At 37.5% G+C, this 21800-nt stretch carries 18 protein-coding genes and 1 riboswitch; of the genes, 7 read left to right on the top strand and 11 right to left on the bottom strand.

Translation table 11 applies throughout. The features are described 5' to 3' along the window. Window positions 1–2 precede the first annotated feature (2 nt). The 3 genes from ACPT8O_RS05990 (at window position 3) to pgi (ending at window position 4255) form a co-directional block, all read left to right on the top strand. Window positions 3–1418: a replicative DNA helicase gene (locus ACPT8O_RS05990; protein ID WP_257842424.1), complete on the top strand. Its 1416-nt coding sequence runs from the start codon at window positions 3–5 to the stop codon at window positions 1416–1418. A 9-nt stretch (window positions 1419–1427) separates the two neighbouring features. Continuing rightward, on the top strand, window positions 1428–2510 hold the full coding sequence (gene alr, locus ACPT8O_RS05985; RefSeq protein WP_021035292.1) for an alanine racemase: 1083 nt from the start codon (window positions 1428–1430) through the stop codon (window positions 2508–2510). A gap of 95 nt (window positions 2511–2605) precedes the next feature. Next, entirely contained in the window at window positions 2606–4255 is a 1650-nt protein-coding gene (gene pgi / locus ACPT8O_RS05980; RefSeq protein ID WP_021035293.1) for a glucose-6-phosphate isomerase, read from the top strand. A 175-nt stretch (window positions 4256–4430) separates the two neighbouring features. Here the strand turns inward: pgi and ACPT8O_RS05975 are convergent, their stop codons facing one another. The 3 genes from ACPT8O_RS05975 to ACPT8O_RS05965 are packed head-to-tail and all read right to left on the bottom strand — an operon-like array spanning window position 4431 to window position 5800. After that, on the bottom strand, window positions 4431–4895 hold the full coding sequence (locus tag ACPT8O_RS05975; RefSeq protein ID WP_021035294.1) for a glycine zipper 2TM domain-containing protein: 465 nt from the start codon (window positions 4893–4895) through the stop codon (window positions 4431–4433). A 24-nt stretch (window positions 4896–4919) separates the two neighbouring features. Next, window positions 4920–5216, bottom strand: a complete 297-nt coding sequence (locus tag ACPT8O_RS05970; RefSeq protein WP_021035295.1) for a hypothetical protein — start codon at window positions 5214–5216, stop codon at window positions 4920–4922. Between the two features lie 5 nt (window positions 5217–5221). After that, window positions 5222–5800 (bottom strand): VOC family protein, encoded by a 579-nt coding sequence (locus ACPT8O_RS05965; RefSeq protein WP_021035296.1) that lies wholly within the window; start codon window positions 5798–5800, stop codon window positions 5222–5224. Between the two features lie 79 nt (window positions 5801–5879). Here ACPT8O_RS05965 and argS point away from each other — a divergent pair, with 79 nt between their 5' ends. Beyond that, the gene (gene argS, locus ACPT8O_RS05960; protein ID WP_021035297.1) at window positions 5880–7613 is read left to right on the top strand and encodes an arginine--tRNA ligase; all 1734 of its coding nucleotides are present in this window, start codon (window positions 5880–5882) and stop codon (window positions 7611–7613) included. Between the two features lie 291 nt (window positions 7614–7904). On the opposite strand, the gene ilvN is transcribed toward argS, so the two are convergent. The 3 genes from ilvN to ACPT8O_RS05945 all read right to left on the bottom strand — a co-directional run bounded on the left by ilvN (window position 7905) and on the right by ACPT8O_RS05945 (window position 11904). Then, window positions 7905–8396: an acetolactate synthase small subunit gene (gene ilvN, locus ACPT8O_RS05955; RefSeq protein WP_005691276.1), complete on the bottom strand. Its 492-nt coding sequence runs from the start codon at window positions 8394–8396 to the stop codon at window positions 7905–7907. Continuing rightward, window positions 8396–10117, bottom strand: coding sequence for an acetolactate synthase 3 large subunit (locus ACPT8O_RS05950; RefSeq protein ID WP_021035298.1), 1722 nt, complete (start codon window positions 10115–10117; stop codon window positions 8396–8398). The genes ilvN and ACPT8O_RS05950 overlap by 1 nt, the downstream gene beginning before the upstream one ends. Window positions 10118–10383: 266 nt before the next feature. Beyond that, window positions 10384–11904, bottom strand: a complete 1521-nt coding sequence (locus tag ACPT8O_RS05945; RefSeq protein WP_021035299.1) for a Na+/H+ antiporter NhaC family protein — start codon at window positions 11902–11904, stop codon at window positions 10384–10386. Between the two features lie 57 nt (window positions 11905–11961). Further along, window positions 11962–12138, bottom strand: a riboswitch (Lysine riboswitch). Between the two features lie 216 nt (window positions 12139–12354). Here ACPT8O_RS05945 and ACPT8O_RS05940 point away from each other — a divergent pair. From ACPT8O_RS05940 to aroA, 3 genes are all read left to right on the top strand, one after another. After that, window positions 12355–12759 carry an H-NS family nucleoid-associated regulatory protein gene (locus ACPT8O_RS05940; RefSeq protein ID WP_021035300.1) on the top strand — a complete coding sequence of 135 codons (405 nt, stop codon included), beginning with the start codon at window positions 12355–12357 and terminating at the stop codon, window positions 12757–12759. Window positions 12760–12829: 70 nt separating this feature from the next. Beyond that, the gene (purU, locus tag ACPT8O_RS05935; protein WP_021035301.1) at window positions 12830–13666 is read left to right on the top strand and encodes a formyltetrahydrofolate deformylase; all 837 of its coding nucleotides are present in this window, start codon (window positions 12830–12832) and stop codon (window positions 13664–13666) included. After that, window positions 13666–14964, top strand: a complete 1299-nt coding sequence (aroA, locus tag ACPT8O_RS05930; RefSeq protein ID WP_021035302.1) for a 3-phosphoshikimate 1-carboxyvinyltransferase — start codon at window positions 13666–13668, stop codon at window positions 14962–14964. Before purU ends, aroA begins: the two co-directional genes overlap by 1 nt. Before the next feature lie 85 nt (window positions 14965–15049). On the opposite strand, the gene ACPT8O_RS05925 is transcribed toward aroA, so the two are convergent. The 5 genes from ACPT8O_RS05925 to radA form a co-directional block, all read right to left on the bottom strand. Further along, window positions 15050–16390, bottom strand: coding sequence for a replication-associated recombination protein A (locus ACPT8O_RS05925; protein WP_021035303.1), 1341 nt, complete (start codon window positions 16388–16390; stop codon window positions 15050–15052). 60 nt (window positions 16391–16450) lie between these two features. Further along, complete coding sequence (lolA, locus tag ACPT8O_RS05920; protein ID WP_021035304.1) at window positions 16451–17068, bottom strand: outer membrane lipoprotein chaperone LolA; 618 nt, start codon at window positions 17066–17068, stop codon at window positions 16451–16453. A 17-nt stretch (window positions 17069–17085) separates the two neighbouring features. Continuing rightward, window positions 17086–19845, bottom strand: a complete 2760-nt coding sequence (locus tag ACPT8O_RS05915; protein ID WP_021035305.1) for a DNA translocase FtsK — start codon at window positions 19843–19845, stop codon at window positions 17086–17088. 1 nt (window position 19846) lies between these two features. Beyond that, the gene (gene lrp / locus ACPT8O_RS05910) at window positions 19847–20326 is read right to left on the bottom strand and encodes a leucine-responsive transcriptional regulator Lrp (protein ID WP_005653255.1); all 480 of its coding nucleotides are present in this window, start codon (window positions 20324–20326) and stop codon (window positions 19847–19849) included. A gap of 79 nt (window positions 20327–20405) precedes the next feature. Continuing rightward, on the bottom strand, window positions 20406–21782 hold the full coding sequence (gene radA / locus ACPT8O_RS05905; RefSeq protein ID WP_021035306.1) for a DNA repair protein RadA: 1377 nt from the start codon (window positions 21780–21782) through the stop codon (window positions 20406–20408). Between the last annotated feature and the right edge of the window lie 18 nt (window positions 21783–21800).

Here is a 21800-nt window from a genome sequence, read left to right as displayed (position 1 = left end):
AAATAAGTCCTATGGCATCACAACCTCAAATCAAATCTTCTGACAAAAAAACGGCACAAGTAAGTATTCCCCCGCACTCAATTGAAGCTGAACAAGCTGTATTGGGTGGCATTCTGCTGAGTAATCAACATTGGGATAGCATTGCTGAACGTGTTATTGCTGACGATTTTTATACTTTTCAACACCGTCTGATTTTTACAGAAATGGAACATCTAATGCGTAATCAATCGCCTATTGATTTAATTACGCTAGATCAAGCCTTAAGAAGCCGTGGTGTAAGCGATGAAGTGGGGGGGTTTGCCTATCTTGCAGAGCTTTCCAATAATACCCCGAACGCAATTAATATTTTGGCTTATGCGGATATTGTGAGAGAGAAAGCCATATTACGAGAACTTATTTCGGTAGGAAATCGTATTGCTGAAAATAGTTATTCTCCCAAAGGGCAAGACATTAAGTTAATTCTTGATGAAGCTGAGCGTGAAGTATTTGCGATTGCAGAAAAACGGACAACTTCTAGCGAAGGCCCGCAGAATGTGATCAATGTATTGGAAAGTACTATTGAAAAAATCGATATTTTAAGCAAGCTTGAAAATCATTCGGGTGTGACTGGTGTTACAACTGGCTTTACTGATCTTGATAAAAAAACGGCAGGTTTACAGCCTTCTGACTTAATTATCGTTGCGGCACGTCCGTCAATGGGTAAAACCACTTTCGCCATGAACCTTTGCGAAAATGCTGCAATGGCAAGTAAAAAACCTGTTTTAGTATTTAGTTTAGAAATGCCCGCAGAACAAATTATGATGCGTATGATCGCTTCCCTTGCTCGCGTTGATCAAACCAAAATCCGCACAGGTCAAAATTTAGATGAAATTGAATGGAACAAAATTGCCAGCGTAGTGGGAATGTTCAAACAAAAAAATAATCTTTTTATCGATGATTCTTCAGGTTTAACCCCTACCGACGTTCGTTCGCGCGCACGCCGAGTTTATCGTGAAAATGGTGGATTAAGTATGATTATGGTGGATTACTTACAATTAATGCGCGCACCCGCATTTTCAGATAACCGAACACTAGAAATCGCAGAAATTTCTCGCTCCCTCAAAGCACTCGCCAAAGAATTACAAGTGCCAGTGGTCGCCCTTTCTCAGTTAAATCGTACTTTAGAACAACGTGCAGACAAACGCCCTGTAAACTCAGATTTACGTGAATCAGGCTCTATCGAACAAGATGCTGACTTGATTATGTTTATTTACCGTGATGAAGTCTATAACGATAACTCGGAAGATAAAGGGGTTGCAGAAATTATTATTGGTAAGCAGCGTAACGGTCCAATTGGTCGAGTGCGGTTAAAATTTAATGGACAATTTTCACGCTTCGACAATCTCGCTGAACAACGTGAATATCGAGATGATTATTAAGGAAAAATAATGAACGTAAAACCGGCGACAGCGAAAATCAGTTCGCACGCCTTAAAACAGAATTTAGAAATAATTAAACAAAAAGCACCAAATAGCAAAATTATTGCTGTGGTTAAAGCAAATGCTTATGGTCACGGCGTTGTGTTCGTTGCTTCAACCTTAGAACAAAGTGTCGATTGCTTTGGCGTAGCGCGTTTAGAAGAGGCTTTGGCATTACGCTCCAATGGCATTACCAAACCAATTTTATTGCTTGAAGGCTTTTTCAATGAACAAGATTTGCCCATCTTAGCGGTCAATAATATCGAAACTATTGTACATAATCGTGAACAATTAGAAGCATTAAAACGTGCGAATTTACCAAGTCCAATTAAGGTTTGGTTAAAAATAGATACGGGAATGCATCGCTTGGGCGTTGCTCTTGATGAAGTGGATTATTTTTATCAAGAACTGAAAAAACTCCCTCAAATTCAACCGAACTTAGGCTTTGTCAGCCATTTCAGCCGAGCCGATGAACTAGAATCAGATTACACTCAGCTCCAAATCAATCGTTTTTTATCCGCCACAAAAGATAAACAAGGTGAACGCACTATCGCCGCTTCTGGCGGCATTCTTTTCTGGCCAAAATCTCACTTAGAATGTATCCGCCCGGGCATTATTATGTACGGCATTTCTCCAACTGATACTATCGGTAAAGAGTTTGGCTTAACGCCTGTAATGAATTTAACCTCGTCATTAATTGCCGTTCGCCATCATAAACAAGGCGATCCTGTAGGTTACGGCGGTATTTGGACAAGCCCACGAGATACCAAAATTGGCGTGGTCGCAATGGGTTATGGCGATGGTTATCCGCGCGATGTGCCAGAAGGTACGCCTGTTTATTTAAATGGCCGTCTTGTACCAATTGTTGGGCGTGTGTCAATGGATATGCTCACTGTTGATTTAGGCGCAGATAGCCAAGATTTGGTAGGCGATGAAGTAATTCTATGGGGCAAGGAATTACCTATTGAAACCGTAGCTAAATTCACAGGCATTTTAAGCTACGAGCTAATTACAAAATTAACACCGCGTGTTATAACTGAATATGTTGATTAATCACTGCATTTTTTGAACAGAGAGAGTCATTCTCCCTAATAAAATTCCAGAAAGTGCGGTTAAAATTTCAATTATTTTTAATGAAAGGAAATACCATGAAAAACATTAACCCGACTAACACCCATGCGTGGAAATCTCTTGAAGCTCATAAAGCTGAATTGTCAAACACCACCATCCAAGATTTATTTAAACAAGAAAAAAATCGTTTTGACGATTATTCTTTAACATTCAATAACCAAATTCTTGTAGATTTTTCCAAAAACAACATCAATCAAACCACCCTTTCACATCTTCGCCAACTTACTCAAGAATGCGCTCTTGATAGTGCAAAAGAAGCAATGTTTACCGGTGAAAAAATCAATCGTACTGAAAATCGTGCCGTGCTACATACTGCACTCCGTAATCGCGCTAATACTCCAGTACTTGTTGATGGTAAAGATGTTATGCCTGAAGTCAATGCGGTGCTAGCTAAAATGAAAGATTTCTGTCAGCGTATTATTTCTGGCGAATGGAAAGGCTATACAGGCAAAGCGATTACTGATGTCGTGAATATTGGTATTGGTGGCTCTGACTTAGGCCCTTATATGGTAACCGAAGCACTTCGCCCGTATAAAAATCATCTAAATATGCACTTTGTTTCAAATGTCGATGGTACACATATTGCGGAGACCTTAAAAAAAGTCAATCCTGAAACCACTCTTTTCTTAGTGGCATCGAAAACCTTTACAACTCAAGAAACCATGACAAATGCGCAAAGTGCACGTGATTGGTTACTGAAAGCAACGAAAGATGAAAGTGCGGTTGCAAAACATTTTGCAGCATTATCAACCAATGCTAAAGATGTAGAAAAATTTGGTATTGATACCAATAATATGTTTGAATTTTGGGATTGGGTTGGCGGTCGTTACTCTTTATGGTCAGCCATTGGTCTTTCAATTGCACTATCCATTGGCTTCGAAAACTTTGAAGCGTTATTAAGTGGCGCACATGAAATGGATAAACATTTCCGCTCTGCTCCAATCGAACAAAATATTCCAACTACTTTAGCATTAGTTGGTTTATGGAATACCAATTTTCTTGGTGCACAAACAGAAGCGATCTTACCTTATGATCAATATTTACATCGCTTCGCAGCCTATTTCCAACAAGGTAATATGGAATCAAATGGTAAATATGTGGATCGTGATGGCAATGTCATTAACAATTACCAAACTGGCCCGATTATTTGGGGAGAACCAGGTACAAATGGACAACACGCGTTCTATCAATTAATTCATCAAGGTACCACTTTAATTCCTTGTGATTTTATCGCACCAGCCCAAAGCCACAACCCATTGGCAGATCATCACAATAAATTGCTTTCAAACTTCTTCGCACAAACAGAAGCATTAGCATTCGGAAAAACAAAAGAAGAAGTCGAAGCTGAATTTGTAAAAGCGGGGAAATCCTTGAATGATGTGAAAAATATCGTTCCATTTAAAGTATTTACGGGTAATAAACCGACTAATTCGATTCTCGTTCAAAAAATCACGCCATTTACCTTGGGGGCATTAATTGCGATGTATGAACACAAAATCTTCGTACAAGGTGTGATTTTTAATATCTTTAGCTTCGATCAATGGGGTGTCGAACTAGGCAAACAACTTGCAAATAGAATTCTTCCTGAATTAGCAGATTCTGAAAAAATAGAAAGTCATGACAGTTCAACAAATGGATTAATTAATCAATTTAAAGAATGGCGTTAATTATTTGGATTTGAATAATTCCAAGCTTGTCTAAAGGACTAAATTCTAATTTAGTCCTTTAAATTTATCTTAAATAGACAATAAATATATATTTTGAACAAATTTAATTATAAAAAAATCAGTGCCTCACTAAGTTAAGACACTGATTAATCATATTAGACTTTAATGCTATTAGTTATAGCACAGAAACATTTAAGTTCGAGCCGCCACCAACAATACGAACTCGACGACCAGCTACAAAACTGCTGTCAGCCTTTTGAACAACAACGATCTCTTGACCATCATCTTTCTTAATTACAAGTTCAGCACCGTTTACTTGACTCATTTTTTCTTCGATTTTGCTTCCAGCTACTGCACCACCAATCGCCCCAACTACTGCTGCGATAGCTTGACCACGACCACCGCCAATTGCACTACCCGCAATACCACCTAACGCACCACCACCAAGAGTACCAACTACACCTTGATTATCAGCTTGGATTTTAACAGGACGTACAGAAACAATCGTACCATAAGTAATTGAACGCGCTTCCTTTGCTTGAGATGCACTATACACATCGCCGCTAAAAATATCTGTATTCGTACATCCAGCCACACTAAAAATAGTTAAGATAGCCAATACTAGTGTTTTCTTTTTCATATCTATATCCTTAATTTAAAAGAATTAAAATGGATTTCTTGGCGAAAATGATGAAATATTCTTTACTTGGCTATTATTAGATACCGTCACACAAGCCCCAACAGCAAGAGTTGAATCATACTTATGCACAATAACAACTTCCTCTCCTTTCTGCTGGTTACCAGAACAATCATTTTTACGAACAGTTAATTTTAGATTTTCGCCTTCCATTTGGCTAAAAACGATTTGACCTTTATAAGCATTTTCATCTTTTTGGAAAGAAGAACAAGCACTCAAGCCTACTGTTGCTAAAACAACGAATGCAAGTGATAATTTATTCATTTTTACTAAACCTCAAGTATTTTTTTAATAGAATAAGGATGAACCTTAATGCAAGTATGATTTACTGTTTTATCCGTAAAACTTACTGCAATAGATGGATTTGGTAATCTTTCCCCATCCACCTTAGGCTCGCTCACTTTAATGGTTAATTGAGTTAATTGAGTTAATTTGTCCCATAAAAAATACATATTAACACGCTGTACCCATTCATTTATAGATTCATTCGGTAAAAATGGCACTACAATCTCAATATGTTCCCAACCTTCAATTGGATATTTTTTATTTTTAGGAAGTGGAAGTTCAATAATATCCACAAATTGATTGGCAAATTTAACTGGTTTTTCTAATTCAATAAGATAAATCTTACGACCATTAACAATATTATCAGATAAAATTCTACCGCACTTTAATAAAAGTATCAGCCAATTTTTAGCACTTTGCTCACTATTTACCCGTAATGCAAGATGATCGATTTCATAGTGAGACAGATCTATTGTCATTTCTTTGGCTAAATGCTGAATTTTTCTTTCAAATGTTGCTAAATCTGCTGAAAGTGCGGTTAAATTTTCCTGTAAATTTGTCATTTTGTCCCTTTGAGAAATATACAAAGAACGGTATCATAACCGATTATTTTTATTATTCAATTTGAACATAGGAAAAAACGTGAATATTCAATCTATTCTATCCGATAAAATTAAACAAGCGATGATTCTTGCAGGCGCTGATCAATCTTGCGATGCGCTTGTTCGTCAATCAGGAAAACCACAATTTGGCGATTATCAAGCCAATGGCATTATGGCTGCGGCAAAAAAATTAGGTTTAAATCCACGAGAATTTGCTCAAAAAGTTTTAGATAATCTTCAACTATCTGATATTGCAGAAAAATTAGAAATCGCAGGCCCAGGTTTTATCAATATTTTCTTAAATCCAACTTGGCTAACAACTGAAATTTCAGCTGCACTTTCCCACAAAAATTTAGGTATTCAAGCTACCAATAAACAAACAGTTGTGATTGATTATTCCTCTCCAAACGTAGCAAAAGAAATGCACGTAGGTCATTTACGCTCTACGATAATCGGCGATGCTGTAGCCAGAACCCTTGAGTTTTTAGGTCACAATGTCATCCGCGCTAACCACGTAGGCGACTGGGGAACGCAATTCGGAATGCTTATTGCTTATCTTGAAAAAATGCAAAACGAACACGCCAGTGAAATGGAATTGCAAGATCTTGAAGCCTTTTATCGCGAAGCCAAAAAACACTACGATGAAGATGAAATATTCGCTGAAAAAGCACGTAATTATGTCGTGAAATTACAAGGTGGAGATGAATATTGTCGAGCGATGTGGAAACGTTTAGTCGATATTACTATGCAACAAAATCAGCACAACTATGATCGATTAAACGTCACTTTAACCGAAAAAGATGTAATGGGTGAAAGTCTTTATAATCCTATGTTACCAAGCATTGTAGAAGATCTTAAAAAACAAGGTTTAGCTGTAGAAAATGATGGTGCATTGGTTGTTTATTTAGATGAATTCAAAAATAAAGAAGGCGATCCAATGGGCGTGATCGTTCAGAAAAAAGACGGCGGTTTCCTTTATACTACAACCGATATTGCTGCAGCAAAATATCGTTATGAAACATTAAAAGCTAATCGTGCACTTGTTTTTTCAGATACTCGCCAAAGCCAACATATGCAACAAGCTTGGTTAATTACTCGTAAAGCAGGTTATGTACCAGACAGTTTCTCGTTAGAGCATAAAAACTTTGGGATGATGCTTGGTAAAGATGGCAAACCATTTAAAACTCGTACTGGTGGCACAGTAAAATTAGCCGATCTATTAGATGAAGCCATCGAACGCGCCACTGTATTAATTAATGAAAAAAATACCAATTTATCTAATGATGAAAAACAAGCTGTGATTGAGGCTATTGGTATTGGATCGGTAAAATATGCAGATCTATCCAAAAACCGCACCACGGATTATGTTTTTGATTGGGATAATATGTTAAGTTTCGAAGGCAACACTGCGCCTTATATGCAATATGCTTACACCCGTATTCGTTCGATCTTTAATAAAACAGAGATAAATTCGACCGCACTTTTGGCTGCACCTTTAACTATTAAAGATGATAAAGAAAGAACGCTTGCAATCAAACTTCTACAATTTGAAGAAGCCGTGCAAACTGTCGGAAAAGAAGGCACACCACACGTGCTTTGTGCTTATTTATACGAACTTGCTGGCATATTCTCATCATTCTATGAACATTGCCCAATTTTAAATGCTGAAGATGAGGCCGTAAAATTAAGTCGTTTGAAATTAGCATTATTAACGGAAAAAACCTTGAAACAAGGTTTAGCGTTACTCGGTATTAAAACCGTAGAAAAAATGTAATTTCGATAATTAAATCCCTTTCCTACGAAAGGGATTTTTTATGCTTGTTTACTGAATAAAAAAAGTGCCCCAATGGGGCACTACTCGGAAAGCAAAATAGATGTCGGCTATTTAAGATAGCACTTGTTTTTAGTGGTCTCAGAATAAAGAAATCCTATCAGTTATGCAAATACATATTTTTAGATTTGTGAAGTTGGTCACGATTTTTTTATTAAAACCTTAAAACAACGACGTTTTTAATAAAGTGCGGTAAAAATTTTATTAAAATATTTCCGCACTTTCTGCTTTAACTTAGAGAATATTCTTTTCTCCACGAGATACACTAATCAAGCCAGAACGAACAATTTCTAACAATGTAGTTTCTTCTTTCAATGCAGAAATAAACGCATCAACTTTATCATTTGTACCGCTTAATTGAATTGTGTAAGACTTTGGTGTGACATCTACAATTTGACCGCGGAAAATATCCGCTAATCGTTTAATTTCATCGCGAGATGACCCCACTGCTCTTACTTTCGCTAAAACAATTTCTCGTTCTATATGTTCCTGCTCACTTAAATTAACCACTTTGAACACATCCACTAATTTATGAAGTTGTTTTTCAATTTGCTCCAATGCTTGAGTATCGCCCACTGCTTCAATAGTCATTCGAGAAAGCGTTGGATCATCCGTTGGCGCAACCGTCAAACTTTCAATATTAAAGGCACGTTGAGAGAATAAACCAACAACACGCGATAATGCTCCCGATTCATTTTCGAGTAAAACAGATAAAATTCTACGCATTAGTTTGTCTCCTCTTGAGGTTTACTTAAAATCATTTCATTCATTGCGCCACCACGAATTTGCATTGGATAAACGTGTTCAGATTCATCTACATTAATATCTACAAAGACTAATTTATTTTTAATACTGAATGCTTCTTGCAATTTGCTTTCAAGTTCATCGGGGGTAGCAATTTTTATTCCTACGTGACCGTAAGATTCAGCCAATTTCACAAAATCAGGCAAGGAATTCATATAGGTTTGTGAATGACGACCAGAATAAATCAAGTCTTGCCATTGTTTTACCATTCCCAAGAAATGATTATTCAAACAAATAATGACAACAGGAATGCCATATTGTGTTGCGGTAGAAAGTTCTTGAATATTCATTTGAATACTACCATCGCCAGTAACGCAAACAACAGTTCCTTCAGGATGAGCTAATTTCACACCTAGTGCCGCAGGAAAACCAAAACCCATTGTGCCAGCACCGCCAGAATTAATCCAATGACGAGGTTCATCAAATGGATAATGTAACGCAGCAAACATTTGATGTTGCCCAACATCAGAAGCCACATAAGCTTGTCCTTTCGTGAGGCGATATACAGCTTCTACGACTTGTTGCGGTTTAATCACACCAGAAGTGCGGTCAAATTCCAAACATTTTTTTGCTTTCCATTGGTTGATTTCTTGCCACCAACTTTCAAGATCTGTTTGCGATCTCAAGCCTTCTTCATTCAATAAACTCAAAAATTCTTCCAATATATTTTTCGCATTTCCGACAATTGGAATCGCGACTGGAACATTTTTAGAAATCGAGGTTGGATCAATATCAATATGAATCACTTTTGCATTTGGGCAATATTTTTCTAAATTATTTGTTGTACGATCATCAAAACGAACGCCAATCCCCAAAATAAGATCACTTTCGTGCATTGCCGTATTAGCTTCTAAAGTACCGTGCATACCCAACATACCTAAGAATTGTTTATCTGTACTTGGATAAGCCCCTAATCCCATTAACGATGAAGTCACTGGCAAATTTAAGCGTTGTGCAAACTGAATTAACTGCTCACTACATTCAGCAGTGATTGCGCCACCACCGACGAAAAGTATCGGTTTCTTCGCCACTAAAAGTGCTTTTAACGCTTTTTTAATTTGACCTTTATGCCCATTGACTGTGGGATTATAAGAGCGTAACTCGACAGATTCTGGGTATTCATAAGGATATTTAAAATTAGGATTTACAGTGTCTTTTGGAATATCCACAACAACAGGGCCAGGGCGACCTGTAGACGCAATATAAAAGGCTTTTTTCAAAGTAGATGGAATATCTTCCGCCTTTTTTACAATAAAGCTATGCTTCACAACGGGACGAGAAATACCTAGCATATCGCATTCTTGGAAAGCATCACTGCCAATTAAATTACTCATAACCTGACCCGAAATAATAACCATAGGCACAGAATCGGTGTAAGCCGTTAAAATTCCAGTGATTGCATTTGTTGCTCCTGGTCCTGAAGTCACTAACACACATCCAACTTTACCTGTTGAACGTGCATAACCATCCGCCATATGCACCGCAGCTTGTTCGTGACGAACTAAAATATGTTCAATGCCACCTAGCGTATGAATTGCATCATAAATATCTAATACCGCCCCACCAGGATAACCAAATACGTACTCTACGCCTTCATCACGTAAAGATTGAACCACCATCTCTGCGCCAGATAACTTCTTCATCTTTTACTCCTTAAATTTACCGCACTTTTAAAAATACGAACAGGTTATGTCAATGTCTCACATCATACAAAGTAAAAAAAATTTGTCTAGCCACTAAAACAATAAAAAAATCAATTAAAAAAATATAAAAAACCAAAAATAAATGAAAATTTAGTTTTTTATAAAATCTTTCATCAATAAAAATAAAAAAATGCGACAAAATTCCGCATTTTATAAAATAGTAAAAATATTATTTTTTATTCAAATTTTTGAATTAGATCACACTTTTAGCGTTTTTTAACTGCAAATACAATGACAATCAATGAAACTGCCGTTGCTACAAAACCAGCTAAACCTGAATAAGTAAACCCTACAACAATGTAACCAATAGCCGTCGCTGTTGCAACTGTGGCAGCATAAGGAAGCTGAGTAGTAACGTGATCAATATGATTACATTTTGCGCCCGTTGAAGACAAAATTGTTGTATCCGACACTGGCGAGCAATGGTCTCCACATACAGCTCCAGCCATTACTGCAGATAAACAAGGAAGCAATAATTCTGGTGCAGCATTCGCTGCCATTGCTGCGGCAATTGGTAACATAATGCCAAATGTCCCCCAGCTCGTACCTGTTGAGAACGCCATCGCTGCACCAAGAACAAAAAGTATAACAGGCAAAAATTGCATTGGAATATTACCTGACACAAGAGAAGATAAATATTTACCTGTTTGCATATCTCCTACGATTTTATTAATTGTCCAAGCAAAGAATAAAATTGCGATTGCGCCTGACATTGATTTAATTCCCACAATCCAAGAACGTGCATATTCAGGAACACTCACTTGACGATCAAGGATAGTTAATAAAGTAGAAATAATAATTGAACAGAATCCGCCTACAACCAAAGATGTTCCTACTACTGTGTTTTCAAATGCACCTAAAACACTAAACACTTTTCCATCCGCAGCTAATGCTTCTGCCCCTGTGTAAATCATCATTGAAACTGTAGCGATAATTAAAACTAAAATAGGTAATATAAGATTACGCACGTGACCTTTTGCACCCGTTTCTTCTTCCAACTGATCTTCAGCATTTTCCAAAGCTAATTTTTCGTGACGCACCATTGAAGCAATATCAAAAGAAAAATATGCCACAAAAAACACCATAATAATGGAAAAAATTGCATAGAAGTTCATTGAACTCATCGCCACGAATGCACCAATTGGCGTATATTCAGTAATGGAATAAGTCGCTAATAAACCACCTATTAAAGTAATAATATATGCGCCCCAACTTGAAACAGGCATCATTACACACATCGGTGCAGCCGTTGAATCTAAAATATAAGCAAGTTTCGCACGAGAAACTTTAAAACGATCTGTCACAGGACGAGCAATTGCGCCTACAGCAAGACTATGGAAATAATCATCAATAAAAGTAACAAAAACTAATGATGCCGCTAATAATTTAGCACCGCGACGACCTTTAATACGGCTTTGCGCCCATTCAGCAAAGGCACGATTACTGCCTGATACGGTTAAAAGTGCGGTTAAAACACCAAGCAATAATAAGAACAAAACAATATTCATATTTGAATTGATTTCACCATCAGCATAAACCAAAGAAACCACATTTTTTACCAAATAATTAAATGTGCTGCCGATTTGCCAATCGCTTAACATTAATGATCCAATAATAATCCCCGCACTAAGGGAAACCAAAACACGGCGAGTTGCTATCGCCAAAATTATCGCCAACAAGGCAGGGACGATTGACCAAACAGATGATGAAAAATCAATAAGTTCCATTAAATAATACCTATAATTAATGGAGAGAACGGAAAGCACAGGACAGAATAAGACCAGAACAACCGTAGCGCTCCATAGTTAATCAGAAAAACTATGACAGTGCCGCCCCTTTCGAGTACGCCACCAACCAAACAAAATGACTTTTATTTGATTTCGGCAACTATTCCTTTCTTTTTTCTTCTTCGTTATCCACTCTGAAAAAATACTTATAATAATTGCACCTCTACTTTTGTAGTAATTCGAGAGATTACCGTAAAACAAACAAAATGCCAACAGATTTTGTAAAAAATTTATAAACTCGAATAAAAATATAAAGAAAATAAACACAAAAAAATATAAATATATATCTGTTCCGGCCATTTATTTAATAATAGATATTTACAATAAATTTTATTTTCTCTATTATTAAATAAATTTCCCCACATTTAATGTTATTTATTGAGGTTTATTATGAACGAATTAGTAAGAGGTTTAACAAATCTTCGTAGTTTACGCGCAGCTGTACGTGAATTAACGTTAGAACAAGCAGAAAATGCCCTAGAAAAATTACAAACAGCTATCGAAGAAAAACGCGCTAATGAAGCAGAATTAATTAAAGCAGAAACTGAACGTAAAGAACGTTTAGTTAAATATAAAGAATTAATGGAAAAAGAAGGTATTACGCCTGAAGAATTACGCGAAATTTTTGGCACAACAACTGTATCCACTCGAGCAAAACGTACTCCACGCCCTGCAAAATATGCCTTTATTGATGAAAATGGTGAGCATAAAACTTGGACGGGTCAAGGTCGCACACCACGTCCAATTCAAAATGCATTGAACAAAGGTAAATCATTATCTGATTTCGAAATTTAATTTTTTTATTCGAAACTAGAACTCATTTTTATGGGTTCTATTTTTTTATCTAAACATAGCACACAACATTATGATCGAAAAAAAAATATTACTCACTGATTGCCCTGATGATAAAGGCTTAATCGCAAAAATAACTAATATTTGTTACAAACATCAACTAAATATTCTGCATAATAATGAATTTGTAGATTTTGAAACCAAGCATTTCTTTATGCGTACAGAATTGGAAGGTATTTTTAACGAAGCTACTTTATTAGAAGATCTAAAATATAGCTTACCCGAAGGAACGAATTGTCGATTAATTAGCACCCAACGTAAGCGAATTGTAATTTTAGTCACAAAAGAAGCTCACTGCCTTGGCGATATTTTAATGAAAAATTATTATGGTGCGCTTGATGTAGAAATTGCGGCAGTCATCGGCAACCACGATAATTTACGTGAACTTGTTGAACGTTTTAATATTCCATTTCATTTGGTTAGCCACGAAAACTTAACTCGCGTGGAACACGACAAATTATTGGCAAAAAAAATTGATGAATATACGCCAGATTATATTGTTCTCGCTAAATATATGCGTGTGCTAAACCCTGAATTTGTCGCTCGTTATCCAAATCGAGTGATTAATATCCACCATTCATTCTTACCTGCTTTTATTGGTGCAAAACCTTATCAACAAGCCTATGAACGCGGTGTAAAAATTATTGGCGCAACTGCACATTTTATTAATAACGAATTAGATCAAGGCCCAATCATTATGCAAAATGTGATTAATGTAGATCATACTTATAATGCTGAAGCGATGATGCGTGCTGGTCGTGATGTGGAAAAAACCGTGCTAAGTCGCGCCCTTGATCTCGCTTTACACGATAGAATTTTTGTTTATAAAAATAAAACGATGGTGTTATAATGGAAAAAATTACTCTTGCACCAATAAGTGCGGTTGAAGGAACAATTAATTTACCAGGTTCTAAAAGTTTATCAAATCGCGCATTACTCTTAGCCGCCTTAGCGAAAGGCACAACAAAAGTAACCAATTTATTAGATAGCGATGATATTCAACATATGCTTAACGCCCTAAAAGCATTGGGCGTACGCTATCAACTGTCTGATAACAAAACTATTTGTGAAATAGAGGGATTAGGCGGAACATTCAATATACAGAACAATCTTTCTCTCTTTCTTGGCAATGCGGGGACGGCAATGCGTCCATTAACCGCAGCACTTTGCTTAAAAGGAAGTACCGAAAGCGAAATCATCTTAACTGGCGAGCCTCGTATGAAAGAGCGGCCAATTCTCCATTTAGTCGATGCTTTACGCCAAGCGGGGGCAGATATTCGCTACTTAGAGAATGACGGTTATCCCCCACTCGCAATTCGCAATAAAGGGATAAAAGGTGGAAAAGTCAAAATTGATGGTTCAATTTCATCTCAATTTTTGACCGCACTTTTAATGTCTGCGCCACTTGCAGAAAATGACACAGAAATCGAAATTATTGGTGAATTAGTTTCTAAACCCTATATTGACATTACCCTTGCAATGATGCGAGATTTTGGTGTTCAGGTTGAAAACCAGCACTACCAAAAATTTCAAGTTAAGGGAAATCAATCCTATATTTCGCCTAATAAATACTTGGTAGAAGGGGATGCCTCATCAGCCTCTTACTTTCTCGCAGCTGGAGCAATTAAAGGAAAAGTGAAAGTAACAGGCATTGGCAAAAACTCTATTCAGGGCGATCGTTTATTTGCTGATATATTAGAAAAAATGGGGGCAAAAATTACTTGGGGAGAGGATTTTATTCAAGCCGAACGTGCTGAATTGAATGGCATTGATATGGATATGAACCACATTCCAGATGCTGCAATGACAATTGCAACCACAGCTCTTTTTGCCAACGGCGAAACCGTCATTCGAAATATTTATAACTGGCGCGTGAAAGAAACAGATCGTTTAACGGCTATGGCAACTGAACTACGTAAAGTCGGTGCTGAAGTCGAAGAAGGCGAAGATTTTATTCGTATTCAACCGCTTGCACTCAATCAATTTAAACACGCCGATATTGAGACTTATAACGATCACCGTATGGCAATGTGTTTTTCTCTAATCGCTCTGTCCAATACACCAGTGACAATTTTAGATCCTAAATGTACTGCCAAAACCTTCCCAACATTCTTTAGTGAATTTGAAAAGATTTGTTTAAGAGATTAAGTAAAAAAGTGCGGTCAATTTCAAAAAAGTTTTCAAAATTAGCCGCACTTTCATTCCATTCTTAAAAACAAATCCTAAATTAAAATTATTTATACCGTTTTTTCACCGCACTTTTATCTTGCTCACGTAAACGTTCTAGTTTTTCCTTAATCTGAATTTCCATACCTCTATTCGTCGGAAAATAATATTGAGTATCTTTTAATTCTGATGGGAAATAATTTTCGCCTGCCGCATAAGCGTTAGGTTCATCGTGGGCATAACGATATTCAGCACCATAGCCAAGCTCTTTCATTAAATTAGTCGGCGCATTGCGTAAATGTGGGGGAACATCGTAATCGGGTAAATCTTTCGCTTGCTGTTTTGCAGTATTAAACGCCGTATAAACTGCATTACTTTTTGGAGCAACCGCAAGATAAATGATGGCTTGGGCAATGGCACGCTCCCCTTCATAAGCCCCCACTCGAGTAAAGCAATCCCAAGCAGCCAATGCAACTTGCATAGCGCGAGGATCTGCATTTCCCACATCTTCTGAAGCAATGGCAAGTAATCGACGCACGACATATAGAGGATCTCCACCTGCCGTTAAAATTCTTGCATACCAATACAGCGCAGCATCTGGAGCAGAACCTCGGACAGATTTATGTAGCGCAGAAATTAAATCATAGAAACGATCGCCTTGTTTATCAAATCTCGCTTGGCGTTCACCTAAGACTTCTTTTAATAAAGTGCGGTCAATTTTCTTTCCATTTTCGGTTTCATCTGCCATATCCACCATTAATTCGAGACAATTCAAGGCTAATCGAGCATCCCCATTAACATATTCGGCAAGCACTTGCAGTAAATTCTCTTCTAAAATTAACCGCTCTTTACCCAATCCACGTTTAGGATCTTCTACAGCTTGCTGCAAAACTTGTTCAATTTCAGCCGTCGTAAGTGATTTCAGTACATACACTCGCGCACGAGAAAGCAACGCATTATTTAGCTCAAAAGAGGGATTTTCTGTTGTCGCCCCAATAAAAATAACCGTTCCGTCTTCAATGTGTGGTAAAAATGCATCTTGCTGGCTTTTATTAAAACGATGGACTTCATCCACAAACAAGATAGTTTTACGATCTGCAAGACGATTTTGTTTTGCACGATCAATCGCTTCTCTAATTTCTTTGATACCACTCGTCACTGCAGAAATTCGCTCTACTTCTGCATTAATACGTTGCGCAATAATTTCTGCAAGGGTCGTTTTTCCCGTACCTGGTGGCCCCCACAAAATCATTGAATGAATATGTCCAGCTTGAATCGCTTTTCGCAGTGGTTTGCCCTCGCCAATTAAATGGCTTTGCCCAAAATACTGCTCTAGACTCGTTGGACGCATTCTTGCCGCCAGTGGGCGAAAATCATTTTCGGCAAAATCAAAATTGAGGTTCGACATGTTTATTTCTCACAAAATTAAAGAGCGTATTTCTACGCCCTTATTTAAAATAATCATTTGTTATTTTTTACGTTGGTCATCCACTTCAACGCCTTTTTCTGGCTTGAATTGGAACAAGCTATCAGACAAGGCTTGATTAGTAATATTACGTAAAACATAAAGATTGGTTTGACCATCTTTCTCTGTCGTACTGAAATTTCGCAATATTCCATTAACATCAACACGAATATCAAATTGCTTGATGTTGCTTGTTGATAAGGTTGGTTTTAACACAAAGGTATCCGCTTGTTGTGTTACCGTATATTGATGCCAATGGGTCTTATCATCACTGGTAAGCAACACGAAAGGCGTGTTATTTACCGCATCTTTAACCCATTGTGCCGTTACTTGTTGCACAAATGGATCATAGAACCATAAGGTTTTACCATCAGAAATAATCTGGGTTTCTTGAGGGGTTTTAGTCTCCATGCGGAATAAATTTGGGCGTTTAATTTGAAGTTTGCCACTTCCTTGTTGAATATTTTTGCCACTTCCAGAAGTCACTGTTTGCACAAATTCTGCGCTTAAAACATCGACTTTAGCCAAACGCATTTGCAATTCACTTGCCGCATCAGCCAATGCAAAATTACTCAAACCAAGTAAGGTAAGTGCGGCAAATTTTAAGGTTGTTTTTTTCATTTTACTTTCCTTTTAAATTAGTATTCTGGACGACGCGATAAAATCTCACGCTTACCATTTTGCATTGGGCTGACAATCCCTTGTTCTTCCATTTGATCCATAATGCGAGCGGCTCGGTTAAAACCTACGCTGAATTTACGTTGAATAGAAGATACTGAAGTTGTACCAGTATTAATAACAAAATCCATTACTTCATCAAAAAGTGGATCTAATTCTCCACCACTTGATATTCCTTTTTCTGCATTATCTTCATCATCCACACTTTCCAAAATTCCATCAATATAATCAGGTTTACCACGTGCTCGCCAATCATCCGCAATATTAATTACTTCGTCATCACTCATATAGGCTCCGTGTACGCGAATTAAATCAGATGAACCTTGTCCAGAATAAAGCATATCTCCACGACCCAAAAGAGCCTCTGCGCCACCTTGATCAAGGATAGTGCGTGAATCAATTTTACTTGCAACGGTAAAAGCAATGCGACTTGGAATATTTGCTTTAATTAAACCAGTAATCACATCCACAGAGGGGCGTTGTGTGGCTAAAATTAAATGGATACCAATGGCTCGGGCTTTTTGTGCCAACCGTGCAATGAGTTCTTCGATTTGCTTACCCGCCACCATCATTAAATCAGCAAACTCATCGACAATAACCACAATATAACTCAATTTTTTCAATGCGGGGGGCATTGCATCCATTGTATCGCCCTGTCGCCAAATTGGATTCGGCACTGGCATTCCCATTGCGTCATATTCATCAATTTTTTCGTTAAAACCTTCAATATTGCGTACTCGTAGAGCTGAAAGCAACTGATAACGACGTTCCATTTCATCTACGCACCAACGCAACGCATTAGCGGCTTTTTTCATATCCGTTACAACTGGTGTCAGTAAATGCGGAATATCATTATAAACAGAAAGTTCGACAACTTTAGGATCGATCATGATGAATTTCACATCTTCTGGCTGAACACGATAAAGTAAACTTAAAATCATCGTATTCACACCAACAGATTTACCTGATCCCGTTGATCCTGCTACCAACAAATGTGGCATTTTCGCTAAATCAACAATGACTGGTTTGCCGCTAATATCTTTCCCTAAAGCAATAGGTAAAGTTGCCTTGCTATCACGGAATTCATTACTATCTAACACATCACGTAATGGCACCATTTGACGATGAAGATTTGGTGTTTCAATACCAATATAAGGTTTACCCGGAATAACCTCTGCCACACGAATAGAACGAAACATCAATGCTCTTGCTAAATCGGTATCGATGCTCGTAACTTTTGATGCTTTCACACCGGGCTGTAATTCTAATTCATAACGCGTAACAACAGGGCCAACAAGCACATCTTTTACGCTGGCTTTTACATTAAAATTGCGTAATTGTTGTTCAATACGCTGTGAGGTTTCCATTATTTCATCTGGTGTAATACGTTGTTCACTTGGCGGATGTTTTGAAAGCAAGTCCAAACTAGGCAATGGCGTACTCGGTTTTTCACGTTTTGTTGTTTGCTGTTGAAATGCAGGATGAATCAAACTACCACTGTAACCTTTATAATTAGGCTCTTGATTTTTGTCTAATTCAATTGCGTCCACATTATTCTGTAAAGATACGCTAAATTTCACTTCATCTTTTTCTAAATCTACCTTTTCATCAACTTGAGCAGCAAAATGATTATCTGCCATTTCAGTATCAGAGGTTGATTTTAATGAAACTGTTGGCATTTCATCATTTGTCAGCAAAGAAACTTGCGTAAAATCATCCGCACTTTGATTAATTGCTAGATCTTCTTGAACAACTGTTTTTACAGGCTTATTCCAAACTGCTACAAAATCATTTTTACTCACTCTTTGTTCATCTGAATCACTCGATAAATTCACACTAGGCAAGCTTTCAGAATCAAACCCAAAAGAAAATTGCGGTTTTTCACTATCTTCGTTAGCGAGTTCATATTCTGATTTTATAGAAACCTCTGGATTTAACCCGCTAATATTAATTAAATGTGATGAAGATGCGTCAATTGAAATATTTTCTGCTTCTAATGATGGCTTTACTGTTTCTATTTCACTGTTTTGTTCTACATTGAGATGATTTTGATCTAGATTTTCTGTTTCTGAACGATCTGATTTTACAATCACGATTTGCTCTAATTCTTCTGTTGATTTTTCTTGTTCAGCATTTTCTGATTGCTCATTCTTCATTGTTAGCCAATAATAAAATGCAACAATTAATCGAATTAATGATGCGCCAGAACAAAAAATAAAGCCAATTAAAGCAAACACAAAACCAATTAAAATTGAACCGAATTTACCTAATACAGGATAGAACCAATTTACAACAAGCGATCCACCCAATACGCCGCCACTCAAATAAAAAGTATTACTTGATAAAAGCAACATACTCACTACACAAAGCCCAATAATCAGCATAATAAATCCGAAACTACGCAGAATAATTCGAGTGCAGGAAAGATGTTTAACTGCTTTTGTTTTCAATAAATAAATAGGCACGAGAAAAGCTGTGAAAGGAATAATATGGGCAACATAGCCAAAAAAAACAAAAAAAAGATCGATTATCCACGCTCCAAATGTCCCCACTTTATTAATTGTGTTTTCATACGCGCTGGCTGTAGCCCAAGAATTATCAAGAGGCGTATAACTTGACCAAGCAACAATCAAATAAAGTCCAAAAAGTGCGGTCAATCCTAGCAAAAATTCAGCTAAATACTGTCTTGGCGTAAATCGTTCTGTAATTTGTTTAATCATATTATTTCAATACAAGGAAATTGGTTTGTTTTACTTCTTCCATCACAACATAAGTACGGGTATCATTTACACCTGGTAAACGCAATAATGTCGTCCCCAGCAATTTTCGGTATTCAGCCATATCTGCCACACGAGTTTTTAATAAATAATCAAAATCGCCCGATACCAAATGGCATTCTTGAATTTCATCTAACTCTTGAATCGCCGCATTAAATTCTTCAAACACATCGGGCTTACCCCGTACTAATGTAATTTCAACAATTACTAGCAATGGCGCATCCAATAATTCTGGATTTAACAATGCGCGATACCCCATAATCACACCTTGTTTTTCCAAACGTTTAACGCGTTCTAAACAAGGCGTTGGCGAAAGCCCCACTTTTCTCGACAAATCGATATTGGAAATTTTACCGTTGCGTTGTAATTCATTCAGAATTTTTATATCTATCGCATCCAATGCTTTATTTCGTTTTTTTTCCATTTTCTTTATTTCTTTACACATAAAAAGGAACAACTATTCTACAGAATTTCACTTTCATTTTCAGTAGGCAATGATTTTTTTATAAATTATCTAACACAGCGAGCGCATCCGTGAGTTTTTTTACAGTAAAAACCTGCATATTTTCGACCGCACTTTTCGGCTTATTACCAAAAGGAACAATAGCACGTTTAAAACCGTGTTTTGCAGCCTCGCTAATACGTTCCTGTCCACTTGGCACAGGACGAATTTCTCCCGCTAATCCAACTTCGCCAAAAATCACTAAATCTTGCGGCAAAGGGCGATTACGGAAACTAGAAATTAACGCAAGCAATAAGGCTAAATCCGCACTTGTTTCACTAACTTTTACACCACCAACGACATTTACAAAGACATCTTGATCCGCCATTTGCAAACCTCCGTGTCTATGTAAAACCGCCAATAACAACGACAAACGATTTTGCTCTAATCCCACCGCAACACGGCGAGGATTCGCCAACATTGAATGATCTACTAAAGCTTGAATTTCAACTAAAAGAGGGCGGGTGCCTTCCCAAAGCACCATCACGGAACTGCCCGATGTAATCTCATCCCCACGACTTAAAAAGATCGCCGATGGATTTTTCACTTCTCGCAAACCTTGTTCGGTCATACCAAATACACCTAATTCATTCACTGCACCAAAACGGTTTTTATGGCTACGCAAAGTACGATAGCGAGAATCGGCCTCGCCTTCTAATAGTAATGAACAATCAATAGCATGCTCTAACACTTTCGGCCCTGCAAGAGTACCGTCTTTCGTTACATGCCCCACCATAATAATGGCGACTTGTCGGGTTTTCGCATAACGGGTGAGGAAAGAAGCACATTCACGCACTTGTGCCACACTTCCTGGCGATGATTGAATATCTGCCAAATGCATTACTTGGATAGAATCCACCACGATAATTTGCGGTTTTAATTGATCCGCCAAATTACAAATCTGTTCCACAGAGGTTTCTGACAACATTTTTAATTGATCGTTTGACAATCCCAATCGACTTGCACGCATCGCAACCTGTTGTAACGATTCCTCTCCCGTCACATAAAGTGCGGTCATATTTTTCGCTAAACCACACATGACCTGTAATAACAATGTACTTTTCCCTGCACCAGGATGCCCACCAATTAAAATCGCACTGCCCGGTACGATCCCGCCGCCCAATACCCGATCTAATTCATTAAAGCCACTGGAAAAACGTGGTGTTTCTTGCAAACTAATTTCAGAAAGGGTTTGAATTTTTGCCTGAGTTTCCCCCGCATAGCCACTAAAACGATCATTTTTTGATTTTGCCGTGGAAATTAACCGCACTTCCGTAATGGTATTCCACGCTTTACAAGCCGAACATTGCCCTTGCCAACGAGAAAACTCCGCACCACAATCGTTACATACATAAGCTGTTTTCGTGGCTTTAGCCATTTCATTCTCCGTATTTGC

The sequence above is a fragment of the Haemophilus sp. HN_Hi08 genome (assembly GCF_049824455.1).
Lineage (GTDB): Bacteria > Pseudomonadota > Gammaproteobacteria > Enterobacterales > Pasteurellaceae > Haemophilus > Haemophilus influenzae_D.
The sequence above is the reverse complement of the archived record's forward strand: the minus strand, read 5'-3'. Positions and strand labels throughout refer to the sequence as shown.